This window comes from Cupriavidus sp. GW823-FHT07B10 (assembly GCF_058794355.1).
Genome location: NZ_JBXAGS010000017.1, coordinates 131,258 through 154,007 on the forward strand (window position 1 = coordinate 131,258; position 22,750 = coordinate 154,007).

Genomic DNA, 22,750 nt, shown 5'->3' on the forward strand with positions numbered 1-22,750 from the left:
ATCCAGAGGAGATCAGATGGCTGACAAGAGCATGATTGGCATGGACCTCGGCAAAGGCTCCATCGAGGTGGAGAAGGGGCGCCTGCGCTTCTTCGCCAAGGCAACCGGCGAAACGAATCCGGTCTATATCGACGAAGCCGCCGCGCGCGACGCGGGGCATCGCTCACTGCCGGTGCCGCCGACGTTCTTCATGTGCCTGAACAGCGATGTGTCGGCCGCATCGGGCATCGACCGCATGAAGGTGCTGCAAGTGGACCTGGGCCGCATCCTGCACGCTAAACAGGCCTTCGACTATCACCGCATGGCCTACGCCGGCGACACGCTGCACTTCGACACGACGGTCAGCGACGTCTACGACAAGAAGGGGGGCGCGCTGCATCTTGTCGTCAACACCACCCGCGTGACCAACCAGGACGGCGAACATGTCGCCGACATGCGCAGCACCCTGGTGGAACGCCGCGGCTGATCGCGCACAAGGAGAACAGAACCATGCAAGCCCCCCCGTTTCGCCGACGTGAAGGTTGGCGACAAGCTGCCGAGAGCGCATTGCCAGCTACAAGGTCCCCCGCAGCGTTGAATTCGTGGAGGCGTTGCCTTTGTCGAGCGTCGGCAAGGTGCTCAAGCACGAACTTCGCAAGCAATACTGGAAGTCGGCGTTTGCTGGCATGTAGCCTGCTCAAGCTTGCATGCTGACCGCTGCTTCACGCTGCGTGGGCACCACGACCGGGTTCAGGAATGCCGGCGCCAGGCCAGTCAACTGTTCCGCGGCCGCTCGCAAGGGCGGCAGGAAGCGCTTCACCGCTTCCTCCCTCGTGACTTCGCCCGAGGGCAGGTTGACGCTGATCGATGCCACCACGTTGTGGTGTTCGTCGCGTACCGGTACGGCGAGGCCTGCGATGTGCTGGTCGAATTCTCCATCCACCCACGCATAGCCATCGCGGCGCACGGCAGCGAACGCTTCAAGCAATGCTGCCTTGTCGTGCACGGTGCGGTCCGTGTAGGCGCGCAGGGAGGCCTCGTCGAGAAACTGCGAGAGAAATTCCGTGGTCTGGAAGCCCAGCACCGCCCGGCCTGGTGCTGTGGCGAAGGCCGGCACATGGCTGCCCACGCCAAGCCCCAGTGAGCGGATCTTCAGCGACGGAATGCGCAGGACATATACCGCATCGTGCCCGTCGAACACACACATGCCGCACGACTCGGTGACCTGCGTCCACAGGGTTTCCAGCGCGCGTTGCGCGTGCCCCCAGAAGGGCAGCGAGGTCAGGTAGGTCATGCCGAGGGTAAGGATTTTCGGGGTCAGGCGAAAACCCCGCGTTTCGGATTCCGCCGCATAGCCCAGCTCGCACAGCGTGAGCAGGATCCGCCGCACCACGGTCCGCGGCAGGCCAGTGGATGCCGTGATGCTGGCAACGGTGTGCGTGCCGCTGCGCCCGAGCGCGTGGATAACGGCCAGTCCGCGGGCAAAAGAGCGTACGAAGCCATCGTTGTCGGTAGTAGTCATGTCTGTACGAGGTCTGATTTCAGGTTGACATTGTAGCAAGGCCGGACGTAAAGTTCGAAAAAACGGGCGGCAATGACCGCTAGGCGGACATAAGTGTCCGAAAAAAATTAAACAGGAGACAACCATGAAGCGGCGTTTTCTTTGCCAGGCGCTAGCCTGCCTCGCTGTCGTGTCCACCTCGGGCCTTGCATTCGCCAACCCGTCCCCCGAGACCTTCCAGGCCAAGCGTCCTTTGCGCCTGATCGCGCCAAGTTCGCCCGGCGGCATCCTTGACCTGACCAGCCGCCTGCTCGGCAAGACGCTGTCTGAGCAGCTGGGGCAGCCCGTCGTCGTGGAGAACCTGCCTGGCGCGGGCGGCGTGATCGGGATGCAGGCCATGCTGCGCGCGGAACCGGACGGCCACACGCTGGTGATGGGCAGCCTTGGCCCCAATGCGGCCAACTACGCATTGCACGACAAGCTGCCTTACAAGTTCGAGGACTTTGCGCCGGTGGCGCATGTGCTGACGATGCCGGACGTCGTGGTGGTCAACCCGAAACTGCCGGTCAAGACCATTGCCGAGCTGGCGGCCTATGCCAGGACGCGCCCCAACGGCTTGTCCATGGCGGTGTCGACGAGCGGTTCTTCCGGCCATCTCGCCGGGGACCTGCTGAAGCAGCGCGCCGGCATTACCGCCGTCGACGTGATCTATCGGGGCGCATCGCCGGCGCTGACCGACCTGGTGGCGGGGCAAGTCGATTTCATGGTGGACAACCTCATCACCGCATTGCCGCTGGTGCGAGCCGGCAAGCTGCGCGCGCTTGCGGTCACGACAAGGCAGCGTGCCCCGGAACTCCCGGATACGCCGACCATGGCCGAATCCGGTTACCGCGACTTCGACGTTTCGGTCTGGCTCGGCCTCTTTGTCTCGTCCAGAACGCCGCCCGCGGTGGTGCAGGCGTTGAATGTTGCCGTCAACAAGGCGCTGGCCGATCCTGCTCTGCGCGAGAAGCTGGCGCAGCAGGGCGGTACGGCCGCGGGCGGGTCGACGCGGCAGTTCGACAGCTTCGTGCGCGCCGAAAAAGCCCGCTGGGAGCAGGTCATCAAGGACGGCAACATCAAGCCCGAGTAAGCGCGAACAAATTCATCACTCTCTTCTTGCAGACAACGCCATGCAAAACAATTTCAAGGACAAGGTCATCCTCGTCACCGGAGCCGGCAATGGCATCGGCCGTGCCATTGCCATGCTGCTCGGCGCGCAGGGCGCCAGGGTGGTCGTCAACGACCTGGGCTCCAGCGGCAGCGGCGAGGGCAGTGATGCCGGACCAGCCCAGAAGGTGGTTGACGAGATCCGCGCAGCCGGCGGGAAGGCTGTGGCGAACACCGATTCGGTCGCGACTGCGGAGAGCGCGCAGGCCATTGTCGATACCGCCATCCGCGAGTTCGGCCGCATCGATGGCGTGATCAACAACGCCGGCATCCTGCGCGACCGCATCTTCCACAAGATGAGCACCGCTGAATGGCAGGCGGTACTGGATGTGCACCTGAACGGCGCTTACTTTGTCAGCCGTGCCGCGGCGCCTTATTTCAAGGAACAGCAAGGCGGCACCTACGTCCACATGACCTCCACCACCGGCCTGGTCGGCAATTTCGGGCAGGCCAATTACGCCGCCGCCAAGCTTGGCATCGTGGCGCTGTCGAAATCCATCGCGCTGGACATGGCCCGCTTCAATGTCCGTTCCAACTGTATTGCCCCGTTCGCATGGAGCCGCCTGATCGGCACGCTGCCCAGCGAAACCGAGGCCGAGAAGAAGCGCCTTGAGCGGATGCAGGCGATGAAGCCGGAGCAGGTTGCCCCGGTTGCCGCGTTCCTGTCTGGCGATGCTTCGGCGGACGTCAATGGCCAGGTGCTGGCCGTGCGCGGCAATGAGCTGATCGTCATGAGCCAGCCGCGCCCGGTGGCGTCGGTGCATCGCGCCGAAGGCTGGACGCTGGAGACGCTGGCGGAGCATGCCGTGCCGGCGGTGAAGCGCGCTTTCACGCCGCTGGAGCGCTCGCCCGAGGTGTTTTCCTGGGACCCGATCTGAGAACGGAGGTACGCAGCGATGGCCATCGACTATCACCGCCTGCGCTCGTGGGCGTTCTTTGACCAGGTTTCCAGCTATGCGGCGAATGACAACATTCGCTATGCGCTGAGCCTCGGCTTTGGCACCGATCCGATGGACGAGGCGGACTTGCCCTTTGTCTTTGAGGAAGGACTGAGCGTGGTGCCCACCTTCCTCGCCACCGTCGGCGCGCCAGGTGCATGGGCAAGCGACCCGGGTACGGGCATCGACTGGATGCAGATCCTGCACGGCGAGCACCGGATGCGCTTTTTTTCAGTGCCCGCGGCGTCTGGCGCGGTACGCAGCCAGACGCGCGTCAGCCGCGTGGTGGACAAGGGCGCCGGCAAGGGCGCGCTGGTGGCCACTGAGCGGCGCATCGAGGACCAGGCCAGCGGCGAGTTGCTGGCGACCGTCGAGCATGTGTCGTTCTGCCGGGCTGATGGTGGCTTTGCCTGCGCCGCCACGCCCGGCGATGCACCGCTCGAGCCATTGCCGGCGGTGCCGGAGCGCGCGCCTGACATGATCATGTCGATGCCGACCCAGCCTTCCGCGGCCTTGCTGTACCGCCTCAATGGCGATCGCAATCCCATCCACGCACTGCCCGCCGCCGCCCGGCAGGCCGGCTTCGAGCGGCCGATCCTGCATGGCCTTTGCACTTACGGCATGGCATGCCGGGCGCTGCTGAAGCAGGCTTGCGGTGGCGATCCGTCGCGCCTGGCCAGCCTTTCGGTGCGCTTTTCATCGCCATTCGTGCCTGGTGAAACGCTGCGCGTGGAGATGTGGCGCGGCGAAGGGCAGGTCCGGTTCCGTGCGCTCGCAGACGAGCGCAATGTGGTCGTGCTGAGCCACGGCGTCGCCGACCTGCATCCGTAATCAAGGAGTCAAGATGTCCGTGATCGAGCAATTCGCCCGTGCCACGCCCGACCGGGTTGCCTACCGCATGGTGCCGTCCGGCCAGGCGGTGACGTGGGCCGAACTGGAGCAGCGTTCGCGACAGTGCGCTGCCGCACTGCTGGCTGCCGGTCTGCGCGAGGGCGACGGCATTGCCGTGCTGCTGGAGAACCATGTCCGCTATTTCGAGATCCTTTGGGCCGCGCACCGGATCGGCTTGTACTACACCACGATCAGCCGTCACCTGAAAGCCGACGAGGTGGAGTACATCGTGCAGGACTGTGGCGCCCGGGTACTGTTCTGCTCGGCGCAGACCCTTGGCGACCTTGCGCCCGGCGCCCTGGCACCGCTTCGGGTCACGCGGGTGCTTCTGGATGGGAGCGAGCCGGGCTACAGCAACTATGAAGCGTGGCTGGAGCAGATGCCGGCCGATGTCACGTTGCCGCGCACGGTGGAGGGAACTGACTTCTCATATTCTTCCGGCACCACGGGCAGGCCCAAGGGCATCAAGCGTCCACTGCAAGGCGCCAACGCTTTTTTCCGCACCGGTGATGACGCTCGCCTGGGCTGGAAGTCGCTGGACCGCGATACGGTCTACCTGTCGACCGCGCCGTTCTATCACACTGCCCCGGTGCGCTGGAACATGGCCACGATGCGCGCCGGAGGCACCTCGGTCATGATGGAAAAGTTCGAGCCGCTGGCGGCGCTGGATGCGATCGCGCGCTACGGCGTGACCCATAGCCAGTGGGTGCCGACCATGTTCGTGCGCTTGCTGCGGCTGACTGCTGCGGAGCGCGAGCGCTTCAACCTGTCCACCATGCGCTATGCGATCCACGCCGCCGCGCCGTGTCCGATCTCAGTCAAGCAGCAGATGATCGACTGGTGGGGGCCGATCCTCTATGAGTTCTACAGCGGCACCGAACTGGTCGGGCGCACCTCGCTGGACTCCGTGGAATGGCTCGCGCACAAGGGGTCGGTCGGACGGCCCGAGTTCGGGCAGGTACACATCGTCGGCGACGATGGCAATGAAGTGCCGCAGGGCCAGACCGGCGTGGTCTACTTCTCCGGCGGCGGGACCTTTGCTTACCACAATGATCCGGAGAAAACCCGGCAGGTCTATAACGACCGTGGGTGGGCCACCTATGGGGACGTCGGCTACGTCGATGCCGACGGCTTCCTTTACCTCACGGACCGCCTTGCCAACACCATTGTCTCTGGCGGCGTCAATATCTATCCGCAGGAATCCGAGAACGTGCTGATGAGCCATCCGGCGGTCTTCGACGTGGCGGTGGTCGGCGTGCCGAATACCGAGTTCGGCGAGGAAGTGAAGGCGGTGGTCCAGTTGCACGAGCCTGAGCGGGCGTCGCCGGTCCTGGCCGAAGAACTGATCGCGCTTTGCCGCAGCAGGATCTCCCCGATCAAATGCCCGCGCTCGGTCGACTTCGTCGCGGCGCTGCCGCGCACCGAAACCGGCAAGCTGCTCAAGCGCGCCGTCAAGGCCAGCTACTGGCCAACCGAAAACCGAATCGCGCATTGAGCGCAACTGATGCCATGTCCCGACAAGAAGCCAGCTACCACGCGCCGCGCAAGATGTTCGCGCCGGAGCACGAGATGTACCGCGACAGCGTCGCCCGTTTCCTGGCTGACAAGGTCATGCCCGGACACGCCGAATGGGAAGCCGCCGGCCTGGTTCCGCGCGATCTCTGGCGCGATGCCGGCGCCCACGGCCTGCTGTGCCCCGGCTTGCCCGAAGCCTACGGCGGTGCCGGCGGCGACTTCCTGCACAGCGCCATCGTGGTGGAAGAGATCGCCCGGGCCCTGGCCAGCGGCGTGACGGGGTTCACCACGCACTCGGAGAACGTCGCGCCGTACCTGCTGGAGTTCGGCACCGAGCCGCAGAAGCGTGAGTTCCTGCCGCGCATGGCCAGCGGCGATGTGGTTGGATCGATCGCGATGACCGAGCCGGGGGCGGGTAGCGACCTGAAGGCCATCCGCACCAGCGCTGTCAAGGTGGATGGTGGTTACCGGCTCAACGGCCAGAAGACCTTTATCACCAATGGCTACCACGCTGACCGCGTGCTGGTGTTCGCCAAGACAGAGCCGGCCGCCGGTGCGCGCGGCATCAGCCTGTTCTGGGTCGACACCACCAGCCCCGGGTTCAGCCGCGGCCGCCTGCTGGACAAGATCGGCCAGAAGGCCCAGGACACCGCTGAACTCTTCTTCGAGGACGTCCTCGTGCCGGACGACATGCTGGTCGGCGAGCGCAATGCCGGCTTCGGCTACACCATGAGCGGGCTGGTGCGTGAGCGCCTGCTGATCGCCTTGCGTTGCGCCGTGGCGCTGGAGGTGGCGCTTGACTGGACCATCGCGCATGTCAAGGAACGCCGTGCCTTCGACAAGGCGCTGATCGACAACCAGTTCATCCGCTTCCGCCTGGCCGAAATCAAGACGCATGCGTGTGCCACGCGTGCCTTCGTCGACAGCTGCCTTGAACAATACCTGGCCGGCACGCTGACGCCCGATGGTGCCGCCATGGCCAAGTACTGGGCCGGCGAGGCCACGCGGGCCATCGATGACCTGATGCAGTTCTTTGGCGGCTACGGCTATATGCGCGAATACCCCATCGCCCGTGCCTACACCGACGTGCGTCCGAACCGGATCTACGGCGGTTCGGCCGAAATCATGCGCGAAGTCATCGCGCGCGCACTCTGAATTCACCATGACCAAGAACCTCTCTCGCTCGGTCGCCATCGTGGGTGCCGCGGAATCCGACCTGGGCAAGGTGCCCGGCAAGACGGCACTGGAGTTGCAGGCGCAGGCCGCGCGGCTGGCGCTGCAGGACGCGGGGCTGTCGCTGCGCGATGTGGATGCCGTCTTTGCGCATACCGATGACCGCTTTGCCACCGTGCAGCTGGCCGAATACCTCGGTATCCAGCCAAGGTACGTCGACTCCAGCAACGTCGGCGGCATGTCCAACCTGATGCACATCCGCCATGCGATGGCGGCCATTGCCGCCGGCATGTGTTCGGTGGCGCTGGTGACCTATGGCAGTACGCAACTGTCCGACGGCTCGCGCAAGAGTGGCGCCGTCGCCGCGGATACGCCGGACTCGCCGCGTGGCCAGTTCATCGCGCCTTATGGCCAGCTCAGCCCGATCGGCTACTACGCAATGGTTGCCCAGTTGCACATGCATCGCTACGGCACCACGTCCAGGGATCTCGCCGAGGTGGCAGTGGCGGCGCGGCGCTGGGCGCAGCTGAACCCGAAGGCATACCGGCGCGAGCAAACCAGCATCGAGGAGGTCATGGCGTCGCCCGTGATCGCGTCGCCGCTGCGTACGCGTGACTGCTGCCTCGTCACGGATGGCGGTGGCGCACTGATCATCACCTCCGCCGATCGTGCCCGAGACCTGAAGTCGAAGCCGGTCTATGTGATGGGCGCAGCCGAGACCTTCTCGCACCACTACACCCCGTTCAGCACGGCGGACTGGCTGGATACGCGCGTCGCCGAGACGGCGGACGAAGCGTTCGGCATGGCTGGCGTCACCCGCGAAGACATCGACGTGGTGCAGATCTATGACCACTTCACCATCGGCGTCATCCAGTCGCTGGAAGAACTGGGCTTTTGCAAGCGAGGCGAGGGCGGTGCCTTCGTCGCCGATGGCGCCCTGGGCCCGGGTGGCCGCTTCCCCATCAATACCTCCGGCGGCGGCCTTTCCTACGGCCACCCTGGCATGTTCGGCATGTTCGTGCTGATCGAGGCCGTGCGCCAGTTGCGCGGGGAGTGTGGCGAGCGGCAATTGCCCGATGCCGAACTGGCGCTGTGCCATGCGCCCGGACTGGTCTTCTCCTGCAACACCACCATGATCCTCGGAGTCTGAAGCATGAGCGAAGCACAACGTCCCCTGCCGCGTCCCACCGAGATCACCGAAGGCTACTGGCATGCGGCGGCGCAGGGCCGGCTGGTGGTGCAAGGCTGCAGCGCCTGTGGCCACCGCCAGTTCTATCCGCGCACGCTGTGCCTTGCGTGCGAATCGGACCAGGTCGACTGGACGGAGGTCTGCGGCTTTGGCTCGATCTATACCTTCACCATCAACCATCGCGCACCCAATGCCTTCATGAAGGCGCGGCTGCCGTACGCCGTTGCCATCGTCGAACTTGACGAAGGTGTGCGCATGATGGCGAACATCCTCAACGCATCGCCCGAGGCCATTGCTATCGGCAAGCGCGTGCGAGTGGTGTTCGAGAAGGCGAGTGACGACGTGAGCCTGCCGCAGTTCGAATTGATCGACTGACCCAATCCTGCCCCAAGGAGGGCCCATGCCCATCATCACTGTGCCGCGGCGGCGTGCTGCCCTGGCCGCGCTGGCGTGCATCGCCGCACTGCCGGCCTGGTCGCACGCCGCGGACGATTCTGCCTATCCGCAAAAGCCCATCCGGCTGGTCGTGCCATTCCCGGCCGGAGGCGGATCCGACACCGTGGCCCGCTTGCTCGGCCGCGAGCTGACGGCGATGTGGGGCCAGACGGTGGTGGTCGAGAACAGGCCCGGTGCCAGCGGCGCGATTGGCACAGGCGCGGTCGCGAAGGCTGCACCGGACGGCTATACGCTGCTGTTGGGCGCAACGCCGCTGGTGCAGTTGCAGGGCGTCTACAAGTCACTGCCCTATGACACCTTCCGCGACTTCGCGCCGCTGGCGCGCCTGGCGCTCTCGTCGGACGTATTTGCCGCTCCGGTATCCACCCGCGTTGCCAGCGTGAGCGAGCTGCTGTCCGCGGCCCGGGCCACGCCTGGCAAGATCAGCTACGGCTCCTACGGCAACGGCACCTCCTCCCACATGCACGGGGAATTGCTGCGGATGCAGGGGGACGTCGACCTGACCCACGTGGCCTACAAGGGCGGCTCGCCACTGATCCAGGACTTGCTGGGTGGGCAGGTGAGTTCCGGGTTTGTGGATGTGGCCAGCGGCAAGGCCGCGCTCAACTCCCCGAAGATCAAGGTACTGGCCGTCACGGGCGAGCGCCGGCTGGCGCTGCTGCCGGAGGTGCCGACCTTTACCGAACTGGGCTACCGCGATTTCGAGCCAAACGGCTGGTATGGCCTGTTCGTGCCGGCGGCGACGCCGAAGGCGGTGAAGGACAAGCTATCCGCGGCGGTGCTGGCAATCCTGGCCAAGCCGGCCATGCAAACGGCGATTCGTGAGCAAGGCCTGGAGCCGGGAACGCTGGAGCCCGAGGCATTCCTGAAGCTGATGCGGCGCGACGCCGAGATCTGGGGACGGATCGCGGCCAACGCGCGCATCACGCTTGACTGAGCGGTGTCGCAGGCCGGGCCGCCCTCCCTGTTCCGGGGAGGCCGCGCCTGGCCGGACGGCTGATAGCCTCCAAGACTCCAACGTACTGTACGGAGGACCTTCACTTTCATGCTGAATCAGGGGGATCGTTCATGCTTTCCGGTGTAAAAGTTGTCGAGATTTGCGGGATCGGTCCAGGCCCGTTCTGCGCGATGCACCTCGCCGATCTCGGCGCCGATGTGATCGCCGTGGAACGCGCGGCACCGGCCAACGATGCGGCGCTATCCACCGAAGGCTACGTGCTGAACCGGGGCAAGCGCTCGGTGGTTGCCGACCTGAAAACGGCCGAAGGGCGTGAGCTGGTGCTGGCACTGATCCAGGATGCCGACGCGCTGATCGAAGGCATGCGCCCCGGCGTCATGGAGCGCCTGGGGCTGGGCCCGGATGTCTGCCTGCAACGCAATCCCCGCCTGGTCTACGGGCGCATGACAGGGTGGGGGCAGAGCGGCCCGATGGCGCAGGCCGCGGGGCATGACAACAACTACATCTCGCTTTCCGGCGCGCTGTACTACCACGGCACGCCTGCAGAGCCGCCATCGTCGGCCATTACCGTGGTGGGCGACGTCGGCGGTGGCGCGCTTTACCTGGCGGTGGGCCTGCTGTCAGGCATCCTCAACGCCCGCGCCACCGGAAAGGGAACCGTGGTGGATGCATCCATCGTGGATGGCTCGGCCCATATGCTGCAGCTGTTGCTGTCCACACGCCGCAAGGGCTTCATCACCGGCGAGCGCGGCAACAATATCCACGATGCCTCTCATTTCTATTCGACCTACCGCTGCGCGGACGGGAAGTTCGTCACGCTCGGCTCGATCGAGCCGCAGTTCTACGCGCTGCTGCTGGAAAAGCTGGGCCTGACCGAGGATCCGCGCTTCGCCCGGCAATGGGACCGCGAGCGTTGGCCGGAGCTGCATCGGCACTTCGAAGAACTCTTTGCCACCAGGACTCGCGCGCAATGGTGCGCTCTGCTGGAAAACACCGACGTCTGTTTCGGCCCGGTGCTGAGCCCGGAAGAGGCCGCCGGGCATCCGCACCTTGCCGCGCGGGGCGTCTACTTCGAAGCGGAGGGCCATCTGCAGGCTGCCCCCGCGCCGCGCTTCGATGGCAAGGCCATGGCGGCGGGCGCGATTCCACGGCGCGGCCAGCACACTGGCGAGATTATGGCCGCAACAAACGCCAGCCACCCCAGCGGCATCTGGAAGACCGGCTGATTGTTGATGCGCTGGCCAGGCCAAGAGCCGGCCGGCGCGGTTGCGCGCTGGACGATGGCCATGACGTCTCGGCTTCCACCGCGGCATGACCGCGGGCTGCTGCTTCCCGAAATTTCCCACTCGATCCTGAACGGTGCCTTGACGGCTCCGCGCTATGCCGCGTCTGCTGCTGTCGACGCGATGCCATGGCATGGCAGGCGGCGAGTGCGGCTGCACGTTCCCGCGTGAGGCACTTCCACGAGAAAACATAAGGTTTTCTTATCAAATCGGGATGAATTTCTAACTGGAAGCTCTCGTGCCAGGAGGCCATCATGCAGCAGTCAGACACGCTTCGAATCCACGTACGAGCCAGCATGCGATGGCCACAAGGGCAGAAGATGGCAGAGAACAATATCACTCAGGACGCAACGATTTCAGGCGCACGTCCTTTGACGTCAGGCGCCGAACGCAACCGTGAGCACATGCTGGCGATGCTGGGCCAGGTGCGGGAACTGGAGCAACGGACGGTCAGAAAATCTGCAAGGGCGGCAGATTCATTTCATGCCCGAGGCAAGCTGCTGCCACGGGAGCGGCTGGCGCACCTGCTGGACGCCGACCGCCCGTTCTTTGAACTCATGACCCTGGCCGGGTATTGCGGCCTCGAAGATCCGGACCCGGCCACCAGCGTACCCGGTGCGGCACTCATAGTCGGCATCGGCTATATCGAGGGGGTGCGCTGCATGATCGCGGTAAACGACTCGGGCATCAGCGCCGGTGCGATGCAGGCGCTGACCGGCCAGAAGCTGATTCGGGCGCAGGAGATTGCGCTTGCCCAGAAGCTGCCATTTGTCCAGTTGGTCGAAAGCGCGGGGGGGAACCTGCGCAAATACCGGGTCGAACGCTTCGTCGTGGGTGGCGGCATGTTCTACAACCTGGCGCGGCTGTCCGCGGCCGGCGTGCCGGTGGTGTCTCTCATCCATGGATCTTCGGCCGCTGGTGGTGCCTATCTGCCGGGACTTTCCGACCACGTCATCATGGTGCGGCGCCAGGCCCATGCGTACCTGGCCGGGCCCTCGTTGCTGCGTGCCGCGACAGGCGAGGAGGCGAGCGATGAGGAGCTCGGTGGGGCCGACATGCACGCCAGCGTCTCCGGCCTCGCCGACCACGTCGCCGACAACGATCTTGATGGCATTGCCTGCCTGCGAGAGGTGATGGATACGATCGGTTGGCGCGATGTGCCGGGCGGCGAGAGCTGGGACGAGCCCCTTGAGCCTGCCGGGGACCTGCTGGGGCTGATGCCGGTCGACACCCGCACGCCCGTCGACATGCGCGAAGTGATTGCGCGCATTGTCGATGGATCCCGCTTCAGGGAATTCAAGGCGATGTACGGGGCTCACACCGTCTGCGGTCATGCCCGTATCCAGGGGCACCACGTGGGGATCCTGACGAACAATGGGCCGCTCGACTGCGATGGCTCCACCAAGGCGGCGCAGTTCATCCAGTCGTGCGTGCAGTTGGGCCGGCCGCTTGTCTTCCTGCAGAACATCACCGGCTTCATGGTCGGGCGCGAGCATGAGCAGGCGGGGATGATCAAGCACGGCGCCAAGCTGATCCAGGCGCTGTCCAATGCGCCGGTGCCGCGCCTGACCATATTGTGCGGTTCGTCCTTTGGCGCCGGCAACTATGGCATGTGCGGCCGCGCCTTTCGCCCCGACTTCCTTTTCTCCTGGCCGAATGCGCGCACGGCGGTCATGGGCGGCGAGCAGGCCGCCATGACCATGCGGCTGGTCGCCGAGAACGCCGCCCGCCGCAGCGGAAACTCCGCCGACGAACGGGCGATCGAGGCCGAGAGCCGCGACATCGTCGCTACCTTCGATCGTCAATCCAGCGCGATCCACACCAGCAGCCTGCTGCTCGATGACGGGATCATCGACCCGAGAGACACGCGGTCCTGGCTGGGCATGGCCCTGGCCACGGTGGAACAGGCGAAGCACCGCACCGTGCAACCGATGCAGTTCGGCGTCGCCCGCCTCTAGCCACAAGGCGGCGCTGCGCGCCGGCACCTTCGCGTGCCGGCCGGCTTGCCGCGCCCCATCCCTTCGAACCACAAGGAGACACGAAAGATGATGACCCCCGACCACATCGCGCTGCAGGATAGCGTACGCAAGCTGATCGACCGGGAGATCGAACCCCATGTCGAAAAATGGGAGGCTGACGAAATCTTTCCCGCGCACGAAGTGTTCAAGAAGCTCGGCTCGGCGGGTTATCTCGGCGTGAACAAGCCCGTGGAATTCGGCGGCATGGGGCTGGATTACTCATATGAGATTGCCTTTTGCGAGGCCATCGGCGGCATCAGCGCAGGCGGCGTCGGCATGGCCATCGCGGTGCAGACTGACATGGCAACTCCGGCGCTGGCGCGATTTGGCTCCGACGAATTGCGGGAGACCTTTCTCAAGCCGACCGTCGCGGGCGACTTCGTGGTGTGCCTGGGCGTGTCGGAAGCGGGTGCCGGTTCGGACGTGGCATCGCTGAAGACCACGGCGCGCAAGGATGGCTCCGACTATGTGATCAACGGCTCCAAGATGTGGATCACGAACGGGCTGCAAGCCGACTGGATGTGCCTGTTGGCGAACACCAGCGATGGAGATATCCACCGCAACAAGTCGCTCATCTGCCTGCCGCTGAGGGAAGGCGGGAAGCTGCGTCCCGGCATCACGATGAACAAGATCAAGAAGGTCGGCATGTGGTCCTCCGACACCGCCCAGGTATTTTTCGACGACGTTCGCGTGCCCCAGCGCTACCGCATCGGAGATGAGGGCATGGGCTTCACCTACCAGATGCGTCAGTTCCAGGAGGAGCGCCTCAGTGGCGCTACCCGCCGGGTCACCGCGCTCACCAATGCGATCAACGAAACCATTGAATACACCCGTCAGCGCAAGGCATTCGGGCGCTCGATCCTGGACAACCAGGCGGTCCATTTCCGGCTGGCTGAGCTGAAGACGGAAGTCGAGCTGCTGCGATCCGTTATCTACCGCGCGGCACAGGTGCACATGTCGGGCGGCGACATGACCGAGCTGGCATCCATGGCCAAGCTCAAGGCCGGCCGCTTGTGCCGTGAGGTGACCGATTCCTGCCTGCAGTACTGGGGCGGCATGGGCTTCACCTGGGACAACCGTGTATCGCGCGCCTGGCGGGACCTGCGGCTGATCTCCATTGGCGGGGGAGCCGACGAGATCATGCTGACGATCATCTGCAAGCACATGGGGATCCTGCCGAAACGGGCGGCCTGATCAACGGAGAGTCACATGCGCTTTGACACACTGCTTGTCGCCAACCGCGGAGAAATCGCACTGCGGGTCCTGCGCAGCGCGCGCAAGCTCGGCTTGCGCACGGTCGCCGTCTATTCGGACGCCGATGCCCGCAGCCTCCACGTGCGCGAGGCCGATCTGGCCGTGCGCATTGGACCGGCCGAGGCTGCCCGCAGCTATCGGCATGCCCATGCGCTGATCGAGGCATGCCGGCGCGCCGGAGCCCAGGCGATACATCCGGGCTATGGATTCCTGTCTGAGAACGCGGAGTTCGCGCAGGCGGTCGCCGATGCGGAAATTACCTTCGTAGGGCCCTCTGCAGACGTCATTGCGTTGATGGGAAACAAGGCCCAGGCAAAGCTCGCCATGCAGAAAGCCGGCGTGCCGACTGTGCCAGGAGAACAGGGCTGCGCGACCGACGAGGAGGCAATCGCTGCGGTCGAGCGCATCGGCTTCCCGGTCATCCTGAAGGCGGCGGCAGGCGGGGGCGGCCGCGGCATGCGGGTCGTGCGCGATGCCTCGACCTTGCTGGCGGCGCTGCGACAGGCGCGCTCCGAGGCGGCAGGCGCATTCGGCTCTGACGAGATCATCATCGAGCGCGCCATCGAACGGGGACGACACATCGAGATCCAGGTGCTGTGCGATGAACATGGTCGCTGCTTGCACCTCGGTGAGCGCGACTGTTCGACACAGCGGCGCTTCCAGAAGCTCATCGAGGAAGCCCCTTCGCCCGCGGTGAACGCCGAGCTGCGCCGCGCGATGGGAGAGGTCGCTGTGCGCGCCTGCGAGGCCATCGGGTATACGGGCGCCGGCACGCTCGAATTCCTGCTTGACGGAAAAGGACGCTTCTATTTCATGGAGATGAACACGCGGCTCCAGGTTGAGCACGGCGTGACAGAACTGGTCACGGGGCTGGACCTGGTGGAGCAGCAACTGCGCATTGCCCAGGGTGAGCGGCTCGCGTTCGGGCAGGAGGATGTACGCATGCGCGGCCATGCCATCGAGGTGCGGCTGTGTGCGGAGGACCCTGCGGCGGGCTTTCTGCCTCAGGTGGGCCGCGTCGACGTCTGGCGGCCGTCGCCCGACATCCGCGTTGATAGCGCGCTGCAGGACGGCATGGAGATCGGTTCCGACTACGACTCCATGGTCGGGAAGATCATGTCCTGGGGCGAGACGCGCGAGGAAAGCATCAACCGCCTGGTCCGGGCCTGCGAGCGCACGGCGCTGCTGGGCGTCCGAACGAACCTTGGCCTGCTCGCCCGCTGTCTGCGTCATTCACGCTTCGTGACCGGTGAAGTCACTACCGACTTCCTGGCGGGCGAAGACATGGGCGGCCCGGCCTGGCGAGCACAGCCGTCGGTGCATGCACGCGCCGCGGCGGCCTTGCTGCTGTCAGGCGCAGTCGGCCGCGAGTCATCTGGCATTCGCCGGCTGCCGGCTGGCCCGGCGCAGACGCGGGCGTTGTGGCTCGTGGACGCGACCCATGCGCTCAACGCAGGCGCCGCCGCGCAAGGGACGGCCAGCGCAGTCGAACTGCGGCCGTCCGATGACGGGGGCGAAGTTCTCATCAGCTTCCGGGCTGGCGCAGCGGTGCCCGCGCGCGACGGGAAGCGTTCCGAAGCGTGTGACGACGAGCCTGTCTGCAGCGTCGGCAATGTGCACTGGGCGCCGATCGCCGGCTCAGCCGGGAGACATGGCGGCACGCTCGGGTTGGCCGTCGATGGCGTGTACCGCCAGCTGCTGTGCGATTCGCCTCGGCGCGACGAATGGTGGCTGCAGGATGGCGCGGATACCTTCGTGTTCAGGCGGCTGGCGCGCTTCGAGGCCAGCGACGGCGAGACGCAGGGAGGCAGCGTGCGGGCGCCGATGAGCGGGCGCGTGATCGCCGTCATGGTGGGTGAGGGCGACGCCGTCGAGCGAGGCCAGACCCTGGCCGTCATGGAGTCCATGAAGATGGAAATGCCCCTGGCCGCGCCAAGCACGGGACGCATTGCGCGCCTGCTTGTCCAGGAGGGTATGCAGCTCAATGCCGGCCAGGTGCTGATCGAAGTCGGCGCGGGCGCCGAGGAGGGTGCCGTCCAAGCCCAGGAGGCGACCTGACTGCACGGAAGCCGAAACGCAGATCGGACCCGCGGGGCACGACCACAAACACGTCCGCACACACTACAGGAGAGCATGAATGGGCCAAAACGCAAAGTCCGGCCGCGCGGTTGTCATTGGCGGCGCATCGGGATTCTGGGGCGACTCGCAGATTGCCGTCCCGCAATTGCTGCAGGAGCCGGAACTGGGCTACCTCGTCTTCGACTACCTGGCCGAGACCACCATGGCGATCCTTCAGCGAGCGCGCCTTCGGGCGCCGGAGCTGGGTTATGCAACGGATTTTGTCAGCGCGGCGCTGAGGCCCAACCTGCGGGCTCTGAAGCAGCATGGGGTGCGCCTGGTGTCCAACGCAGGCGGCCTTAACCCGGCAGGCTGCCGCGATGCCATCCTTGCCTTGGCGCGAGAGCAAGGGCTGGAGCTGAAGGTGGCGATCGTATCCGGCGACGACGTGCTGGCACTTCAGGGGAGATTCCTGCCTTGGCCCGGTGACGAGGCCGATGCCAGCCTCCCGCGGTTGATGTCGGCCAATGCCTACCTCGGTGCCCTGCCCATTGCCGAGGCACTGGACGGCGGCGCGGACATTGTCGTCACCGGCCGTTGCGTGGATAGCGCCGCGCTGCTTGGCATTGCCATCCACGAGTTCGGATGGTCGATGCAGGACTACGACCGGCTGGCGCAGGGCAGCCTTGCAGGCCACCTGGTGGAGTGCGGGGCGCAGGCCACGGGCGGGCTGTTCACGGACTGGGAGCGCGTACCGGACTGGACCAACATTGGCTACCCGCTGGTGCGCATGACAGCCGACGGCGTATTCGAGCTCTACCAGCCGTGTGACGCGGGCGGACTGGTGACGCGCCAGACCGTGGGCGAGCAGCTGCTCTACGAGATCGGTGATCCGCAGGCCTATGCGCTGCCTGATGTGGTCTGCGATTTCTCCGAGGTCCGCATCGAGGACCTGCCGGGCTTCGAAGCCAGTGGCGGCCGCGTGCGCGTCAGTGGGGCGCGGGGAAGGGCGCCCGGCGATTGCTACAAGGTGACAGCGACCTACCAGCAGGGCTACCAGATTGCACTGATGATGGCCATTCGCGGACAGCGGGCGTTGGAGAAGGCCGAGCGTACGGCGCAAGCGCTGCTGGCGCGTAGCCGCGGCCTGATGGCCAAGGCCGGCCATGCCGACTACAGCGACACCCTGGTGGAGTTGCTAGGCGCCGAATCCATGTACGGGCCGCATCGTCGCGTACGAGACAGCCGGGAGGTGGTGCTGCGCATTGCTGCCCAGCACGATGACAAGCAAGCGTTGACGTTCTTGCAGAAGGAGGCGGCGTCAGCCGGCACCTCCATGGGGCCGGGAACGCGCAGCCACTTTGGCGGGCGTTCGGATATCCAGAGTGTGATCCGCACGGCCTCGTTCCTGCTCCCCAAGCAGGAGGTGACGGTGCAATGGAGGCTGGCTGACGAGCCGGCGACAACGGTGGCGGTGCCGGCGTGTGGTGTGCCCTCGGAGCGGCCGGCAATGACTTCGCACACGCCCCGGAGACCGCCTGGGGACGAGCCGCGGCAGGACGCGCGCGGCCTCGTGCGTATTCCGCTCGGCACACTGGCGGTCGGGCGCAGCGGCGACAAAGGCAACGATGCCAACATCGGATTGATGGTGCGCGATCCTGCGTGGCTGCCTGTGGTCAGCGCGCAGGCGACGGCGCAGAGGGTACGCGACTACTTTGCGCATCTGATTGAAGGCCCGGTGAAACGCTACGAACTGCCGGAAATCGGCGCCTTCAACTTTGTACTGGAAAAGGCACTGGGTGGCGGTGGTTCCTGCAGCCTGCGTTCCGATCCGCTGGGCAAGTGCTATGCACAGATGCTGCTGGACATGGAAATCGAATGTCCCGCGGACCTTCTGCCAGAAACGGCGGCGGGGACAGCGGGGACCGCGCCCACACCTTGACCGGGCGGCAGGGCACTTTGCGACCGACAACGAACCAGGAGACATGAGCCATGCAAGCGACACAGCAACCAGACTACCAAGCTCAGAGCACCACGCGGCGGCTCGCCAAGCGACGATGCCGCGTCGCCGTGAGCGCGCTGGGTGCCATCCTGTGGGGCGCTGCAGCCAGCGCCCAGCCAACGTCCACTCCCGGCACTGATCGCATCGACAAGCCGGTGCGCATCATCGTTGCTTACGGCGCCGGCGGGGCTTCGGACAGCATCGCGCGTTTCGTGGGCGACGGACTCTCCAGGCGTGCCGGCAAGCCCGTGATCGTAGAAAACAAGTCCGGTGCTGACGGCAACATTGCAGCCGACGCTGCAGTCCGCGCGTCGACCGATGCTTACACGCTGCTGGTGTCCGGCTCATCGACGCACGCGGCAAACGCCACCATCTACCGCAAACTTCCCTATGACCCGGAAGCGGACTTCACGCCGCTGGCCACAATGGCCAGCACACCCTTCGTGTTGCTCGTGAATCCAAAGCGTGTTCACGCAGCAACGTTCAAGGAGTTCCTGGCATGGGCCAGGAAGGAGAGCAATCCGCTTTCCTTTGCGAGCGCCAACGTGGGAGGCCGTATCAGCGGGGAGTTGTTCAAGCAACGAGCAGGCGTCAAGGCAGTCAGCGTTCCGTACAAGAACAGCAGCCAGGCCATGACGGACCTGCTTGGCGGCCAGTTCGACTACTACCTGTGCGACATGGTCACCGCGCTGCCGCAGATCCAGGCCGGAACCGTGCGCGCCCTGGCAATCTCCAGCTCCGAACGAGTGCAGTCATTACCTGATGTGCCGACACTGGCGGAAAGCGGATTCCCGGACTTTGACGTCAGTTCGTGGATCGGCATCTGGAGCGCTAACGCGTCGACGCCCCAGCCTGTGGCCAGGCTGTTGTCGCGCTGGATCGCCGATACGCTGGACTCGCCCGATGGTCGTCATTTCCTCATCGGCAAGGGCCTGATTCCGGCCAAGGTTGCCCCGATGCATCTGCAGGAGTTGCAGCGGCGCGACACCAGGCTCTGGGGAAAAATCATCATTGACGCGGGAATGCAGCAGCCATGAAGCCCGTAGCACGTTCAGCGCGGCGAGATCAGGCGGCTGATGCCCAGTGCGCTCTCGCTAAGCTTGTCGGTGCGCGCATAGAGCCGGTAGCTGATGGTCGGCAGCGCTGGCATGCCGGCGTGAGGGTCCAGGACCTTCAGGTCAGGAGCCAGCATCTCCACGGTGCGAGGCGTGACCCCCATGCCCGCTCGCAATGCCGCCCGGATACCGGCCAGCGTCGAGGTCTGGAAAGCGACACGCCAGGGGATGTTCGCGTCCGTCAGGGACTTGATTGCCATGCTATGAAGCGGACAGGCCCCCTCGATGAGCACGAGCGGTACCGGCGCGCCGGGCTGATGGTGGTATCGCGCGCCTGCGATCCAGGTTACGGGAGAGGTGCGCAGCACGACCTGATCGAACTCCGGGTTGGGCACAGGGTCAAGCATGACGACCAGGTCAATCTCGCCGCGGCGCAGGGACGAGGTCAGCCAACGGCGGCGGCCAACCTGGATGTCCACGCGCAGGCCGGGAAAAACCTCTGCACACATCTTCAGGTATTCGGGAATGAGCGAGTCGACGGCATCCGCGCAAGCTCCGACTTTCACCGGTTCGTCGAAGGCTCTCTGGGTCATGGCGCGATAAGCCTCATCGTTCAGGCCGACGATGCGACGCGCGTAGTCCAGGAGCCTGGTGCCCGCCGTGGTCAGGCGTTTGCTGCGTCCAACGCGCTCGAACAACACGCAGTCGAGCGCGGTCTCCAGCTTTTGCATCTGCTGCGACACGGCCGCCTGGGTGCGGAAGACCTGCTCTGCCGCCACAGCGAAGTTTTCTTTCTCTGCCACGGCAACGAACGTGCGAAGCAGGCCGATGTCAAGGTTGCGAAAGCTCATGTCGAATAGCGTTGCGGCTGCCGCTTGCAAGTTGTCGTGATTCCCAACATTAACATTCAGGATTGAACAGCGTGACTTCCAGCGTATCCTCCACACCCATCGAAGCTACAGGGCCGTCTGTCATCACGGACGCACCGTTCGTTCGCACCGTCGTTCACGGAGCCGTTTTTCGCATCGAGCTTAACCGATCCGATGCGAGGAATCCACTGGGCGCCGACATGGTTGCGGCCTTGTCAAAGGCGGTTGATCAGGCCGAGCAAATGGATGACGTGCGGATCATCCTCTTCACCGCAGCGGGAAAGGCCTTCAGTGCTGGTGGGGATCTCGGCAATATCTCGGACCGCCTGGCGGTCAAGCCCGGCGCGGATGGCCAGGATCCCATCGCGGTGGGTAACCGGCGCTATGGCGAGTTCCTTGCCCGGCTCATCCGGTCGTCGAAGGTCACGGTGGCCTGTGTGCACGGCGCAGCCATGGGCGGAGGTGCGGGCCTTGTATGCGCGGTGGATATCGCCATCGGTTCACCCGCGGCCCGGTTCGGCTTTCCAGAGGCCGGTATTGGCCTGGTGCCCGGGCAAATCCTGCCTTTCGTCAGCGCACGCATTGGCGTTCAAGTAGCGCGCCGCCTCATGCTCACCGGTGAACGGATCGATGGCGCGGAGGCCCACCGTCTCGGGTTGCTGGATTACCTTGCCGAATCCGAGGAGGCGTTGCCTGCGCGCGTGCGGGAAATTCTGGGATCCGTCGTTGCCACGGCACCCGCAGCCAGCGCTGCAACCAAGTGCCTTCTGACGCAGATGCGCCCACTTTCGGCACAGTCGCACGAGGCATTGACGCACTACCTGGACACTGCCTCCGTCAAGTTTGCGCAGCAGATGCGCTCCGAAGCGGTGGAAGGCGTGACAGCCGCCCGAGAGCGCAGGCCGGCGCTCTGGAACGTGGGGGCCGAACTGCCGCCGCTTGCGGCGAACTGAACCACACGCGTCGAACGTCAACTTTTCGGAGGTTGGAAATCATGGCATCGCTGGAAGGCTTGAAGGTCGTGGATCTGTCCCGCGTACTTGGTGGTCCCCTGTGTGCGCAGATCCTCGGGGATCACGGTGCCAACGTGATCAAGGTGGAAGGTCCGATGGGCGATGAGACGCGCACCTGGGGGCCGCCCTTTAATGAGGCTGGCATGGCTTCGTACTTCGCGGGCATCAATCGCAACAAGCGCACTGTGTGCCTCGACCTCGCGTTGCCGCAAGGACGCGAAGTACTGATGCAGCTGCTCACCGAAGCGGACGTGCTTATCGAGAACTTCAAGGTCGGCACCCTGGAGCGTTGGGGGATGGGGTACGACGACGTGCTCTCCTTGCGCTTTCCAAGGCTGATCCATTGTCGTGTCACGGGCTTCGGTGCGACGGGGCCGCTCGGTGGGCTGCCCGGCTACGACGCCGCGGTACAGGCGCTCGGTGGCATCATGAGCATCAACGGTGACCCGGATGGAACGGCCACGCGCGTTGGGGTGCCGATCGTCGATGTGACGACTGGTCTGAGCGCCGTGATCGGGGTGTTGTTGGCCTTGCATGAGCGTGAGCGCAGCGGTAAAGGACAGTCCATTGAGTCGGCACTGTATGACAACGCTCTGTTCTCCCTATACCCACACTCCATCAACACGCTCTTCACCGCCAAGGCTCCGATGCGGTCTGGCAATGGCCATCCGAACATCGCGCCCTACGACACCTATGCCACTGCCACCGAGCCCATCTATCTCGCGGTCGGCAACAATGGCCAGTTTCAGCGGCTGTGCGAAGCGGTGGACCGAACGGAACTGGCGGTCGATGCGCGCTACGCAACCAATGCTCAGCGAGCCGTGCATCGTTTCGAGCTCAAGCGCGATCTTGAGGCCGCCTTCGGCCGCTTCGAAGCGCAGTCGCTGTTCGAATGCCTGGTGGCAGTTGGCGTGCCGTGCGGTGTCATCCACAACGTGGTCGAGGCGCTGAACCACCCGCACACGGCACACCGGGGCATGGTGGCTGAAATTGGAAAATTCAAGTCGGTCGCTTCGCCGGTCAAGCTTAGCCGCACGCCGGCAACGTACCGTGAAGCTCCGCAAGAGATCGGCGCGAGCACGGTGGAGGTGCTGCGCGAGGCGGGCCTTACGGAATCACAGATCGAAAAGCTGCTCGAGCAGGGGGTGGCGCTTCAGCGCAAGCGCACTCCGTAAGGTGCAACCCCGACAGCGGAGCCGCACACTGGCGACATCTTGGCCGCACTGAAATCCGGCCATCGGTCGGAGCGATTTTTTTGCTGTTGACTGCTGCAGCGGCCTCGGCAATACCGCTCCGCTCACGGCAAAAAAAAGGTTCATCGCCGATCTGCGTGACCGTTTAGAAACAAAAAGGGCCAACAAGCCCACCACTGTTATCTTGGAGTTGCGA

Annotated in this window: 19 protein-coding genes; 17 read left to right on the forward strand and 2 right to left on the reverse strand. The window is 65.0% G+C overall.

Annotated elements, in window-relative coordinates; all coding sequences use genetic code 11:
- Positions 1–16 precede the first annotated feature (16 nt).
- Positions 17–466: a MaoC family dehydratase N-terminal domain-containing protein gene (locus AC1Q6V_RS27500; RefSeq protein ID WP_454750491.1), complete on the forward strand. Its 450-nt coding sequence runs from the start codon at positions 17–19 to the stop codon at positions 464–466.
- 210 nt (positions 467–676) lie between these two features.
- Here AC1Q6V_RS27500 and AC1Q6V_RS27505 read toward each other — a convergent pair whose 3' ends face one another.
- Positions 677–1,501, reverse strand: coding sequence for an IclR family transcriptional regulator domain-containing protein (locus AC1Q6V_RS27505; RefSeq protein WP_010810590.1), 825 nt, complete (start codon positions 1,499–1,501; stop codon positions 677–679).
- Between the two features lie 124 nt (positions 1,502–1,625).
- Between AC1Q6V_RS27505 and AC1Q6V_RS27510 the strand changes: the two genes are divergently transcribed.
- The 14 genes from AC1Q6V_RS27510 (at position 1,626) to AC1Q6V_RS27575 (ending at position 19,461) form a co-directional block, all read left to right on the forward strand.
- Positions 1,626–2,612 (forward strand): Bug family tripartite tricarboxylate transporter substrate binding protein, encoded by a 987-nt coding sequence (locus AC1Q6V_RS27510; protein WP_010810591.1) that lies wholly within the window; start codon positions 1,626–1,628, stop codon positions 2,610–2,612.
- Between the two features lie 40 nt (positions 2,613–2,652).
- Positions 2,653–3,567, forward strand: a complete 915-nt coding sequence (locus tag AC1Q6V_RS27515; protein ID WP_010810592.1) for an SDR family NAD(P)-dependent oxidoreductase — start codon at positions 2,653–2,655, stop codon at positions 3,565–3,567.
- Between the two features lie 18 nt (positions 3,568–3,585).
- Positions 3,586–4,458 (forward strand): MaoC/PaaZ C-terminal domain-containing protein, encoded by an 873-nt coding sequence (locus AC1Q6V_RS27520; RefSeq protein WP_058697963.1) that lies wholly within the window; start codon positions 3,586–3,588, stop codon positions 4,456–4,458.
- A 13-nt stretch (positions 4,459–4,471) separates the two neighbouring features.
- Positions 4,472–6,013: an acyl-CoA synthetase gene (locus AC1Q6V_RS27525; protein ID WP_454750490.1), complete on the forward strand. Its 1,542-nt coding sequence runs from the start codon at positions 4,472–4,474 to the stop codon at positions 6,011–6,013.
- A gap of 14 nt (positions 6,014–6,027) precedes the next feature.
- Positions 6,028–7,188, forward strand: a complete 1,161-nt coding sequence (locus AC1Q6V_RS27530; RefSeq protein WP_454750489.1) for an acyl-CoA dehydrogenase family protein — start codon at positions 6,028–6,030, stop codon at positions 7,186–7,188.
- A gap of 7 nt (positions 7,189–7,195) precedes the next feature.
- On the forward strand, positions 7,196–8,356 hold the full coding sequence (locus tag AC1Q6V_RS27535) for an acetyl-CoA acetyltransferase (protein ID WP_010810596.1): 1,161 nt from the start codon (positions 7,196–7,198) through the stop codon (positions 8,354–8,356).
- 3 nt (positions 8,357–8,359) lie between these two features.
- On the forward strand, positions 8,360–8,770 hold the full coding sequence (locus tag AC1Q6V_RS27540) for a Zn-ribbon domain-containing OB-fold protein (RefSeq protein WP_010810597.1): 411 nt from the start codon (positions 8,360–8,362) through the stop codon (positions 8,768–8,770).
- Positions 8,771–8,795: 25 nt separating this feature from the next.
- Positions 8,796–9,788 carry a tripartite tricarboxylate transporter substrate binding protein gene (locus tag AC1Q6V_RS27545; protein WP_010810598.1) on the forward strand — a complete coding sequence of 331 codons (993 nt, stop codon included), beginning with the start codon at positions 8,796–8,798 and terminating at the stop codon, positions 9,786–9,788.
- A gap of 131 nt (positions 9,789–9,919) precedes the next feature.
- The gene (locus tag AC1Q6V_RS27550) at positions 9,920–11,035 is read left to right on the forward strand and encodes a CaiB/BaiF CoA transferase family protein (protein WP_037024070.1); all 1,116 of its coding nucleotides are present in this window, start codon (positions 9,920–9,922) and stop codon (positions 11,033–11,035) included.
- Between the two features lie 461 nt (positions 11,036–11,496).
- Entirely contained in the window at positions 11,497–13,050 is a 1,554-nt protein-coding gene (locus tag AC1Q6V_RS27555) for an acyl-CoA carboxylase subunit beta (protein ID WP_234788214.1), read from the forward strand.
- 87 nt (positions 13,051–13,137) lie between these two features.
- Positions 13,138–14,304 (forward strand): acyl-CoA dehydrogenase family protein, encoded by a 1,167-nt coding sequence (locus AC1Q6V_RS27560; RefSeq protein ID WP_010810601.1) that lies wholly within the window; start codon positions 13,138–13,140, stop codon positions 14,302–14,304.
- A gap of 15 nt (positions 14,305–14,319) precedes the next feature.
- Positions 14,320–16,422, forward strand: coding sequence for an acetyl/propionyl/methylcrotonyl-CoA carboxylase subunit alpha (locus AC1Q6V_RS27565; RefSeq protein WP_454750488.1), 2,103 nt, complete (start codon positions 14,320–14,322; stop codon positions 16,420–16,422).
- Between the two features lie 79 nt (positions 16,423–16,501).
- A complete protein-coding gene (locus AC1Q6V_RS27570) occupies positions 16,502–18,364 on the forward strand; it encodes an acyclic terpene utilization AtuA family protein (protein WP_010810603.1) in 1,863 nt (620 codons plus the stop codon).
- Positions 18,365–18,414: 50 nt separating this feature from the next.
- On the forward strand, positions 18,415–19,461 hold the full coding sequence (locus AC1Q6V_RS27575; protein ID WP_010810604.1) for a Bug family tripartite tricarboxylate transporter substrate binding protein: 1,047 nt from the start codon (positions 18,415–18,417) through the stop codon (positions 19,459–19,461).
- Between the two features lie 14 nt (positions 19,462–19,475).
- Here the strand turns inward: AC1Q6V_RS27575 and AC1Q6V_RS27580 are convergent, their stop codons facing one another.
- Entirely contained in the window at positions 19,476–20,330 is an 855-nt protein-coding gene (locus AC1Q6V_RS27580; protein WP_454750487.1) for a LysR substrate-binding domain-containing protein, read from the reverse strand.
- Positions 20,331–20,401: 71 nt separating this feature from the next.
- Here AC1Q6V_RS27580 and AC1Q6V_RS27585 point away from each other — a divergent pair, with 71 nt between their 5' ends.
- Both AC1Q6V_RS27585 and AC1Q6V_RS27590 read left to right on the forward strand, forming a co-directional pair.
- On the forward strand, positions 20,402–21,301 hold the full coding sequence (locus AC1Q6V_RS27585; protein ID WP_231881348.1) for an enoyl-CoA hydratase/isomerase family protein: 900 nt from the start codon (positions 20,402–20,404) through the stop codon (positions 21,299–21,301).
- Positions 21,302–21,342: 41 nt separating this feature from the next.
- Positions 21,343–22,536 (forward strand): CaiB/BaiF CoA transferase family protein, encoded by a 1,194-nt coding sequence (locus AC1Q6V_RS27590; protein WP_454750486.1) that lies wholly within the window; start codon positions 21,343–21,345, stop codon positions 22,534–22,536.
- Positions 22,537–22,750: the final 214 nt, after the last annotated feature.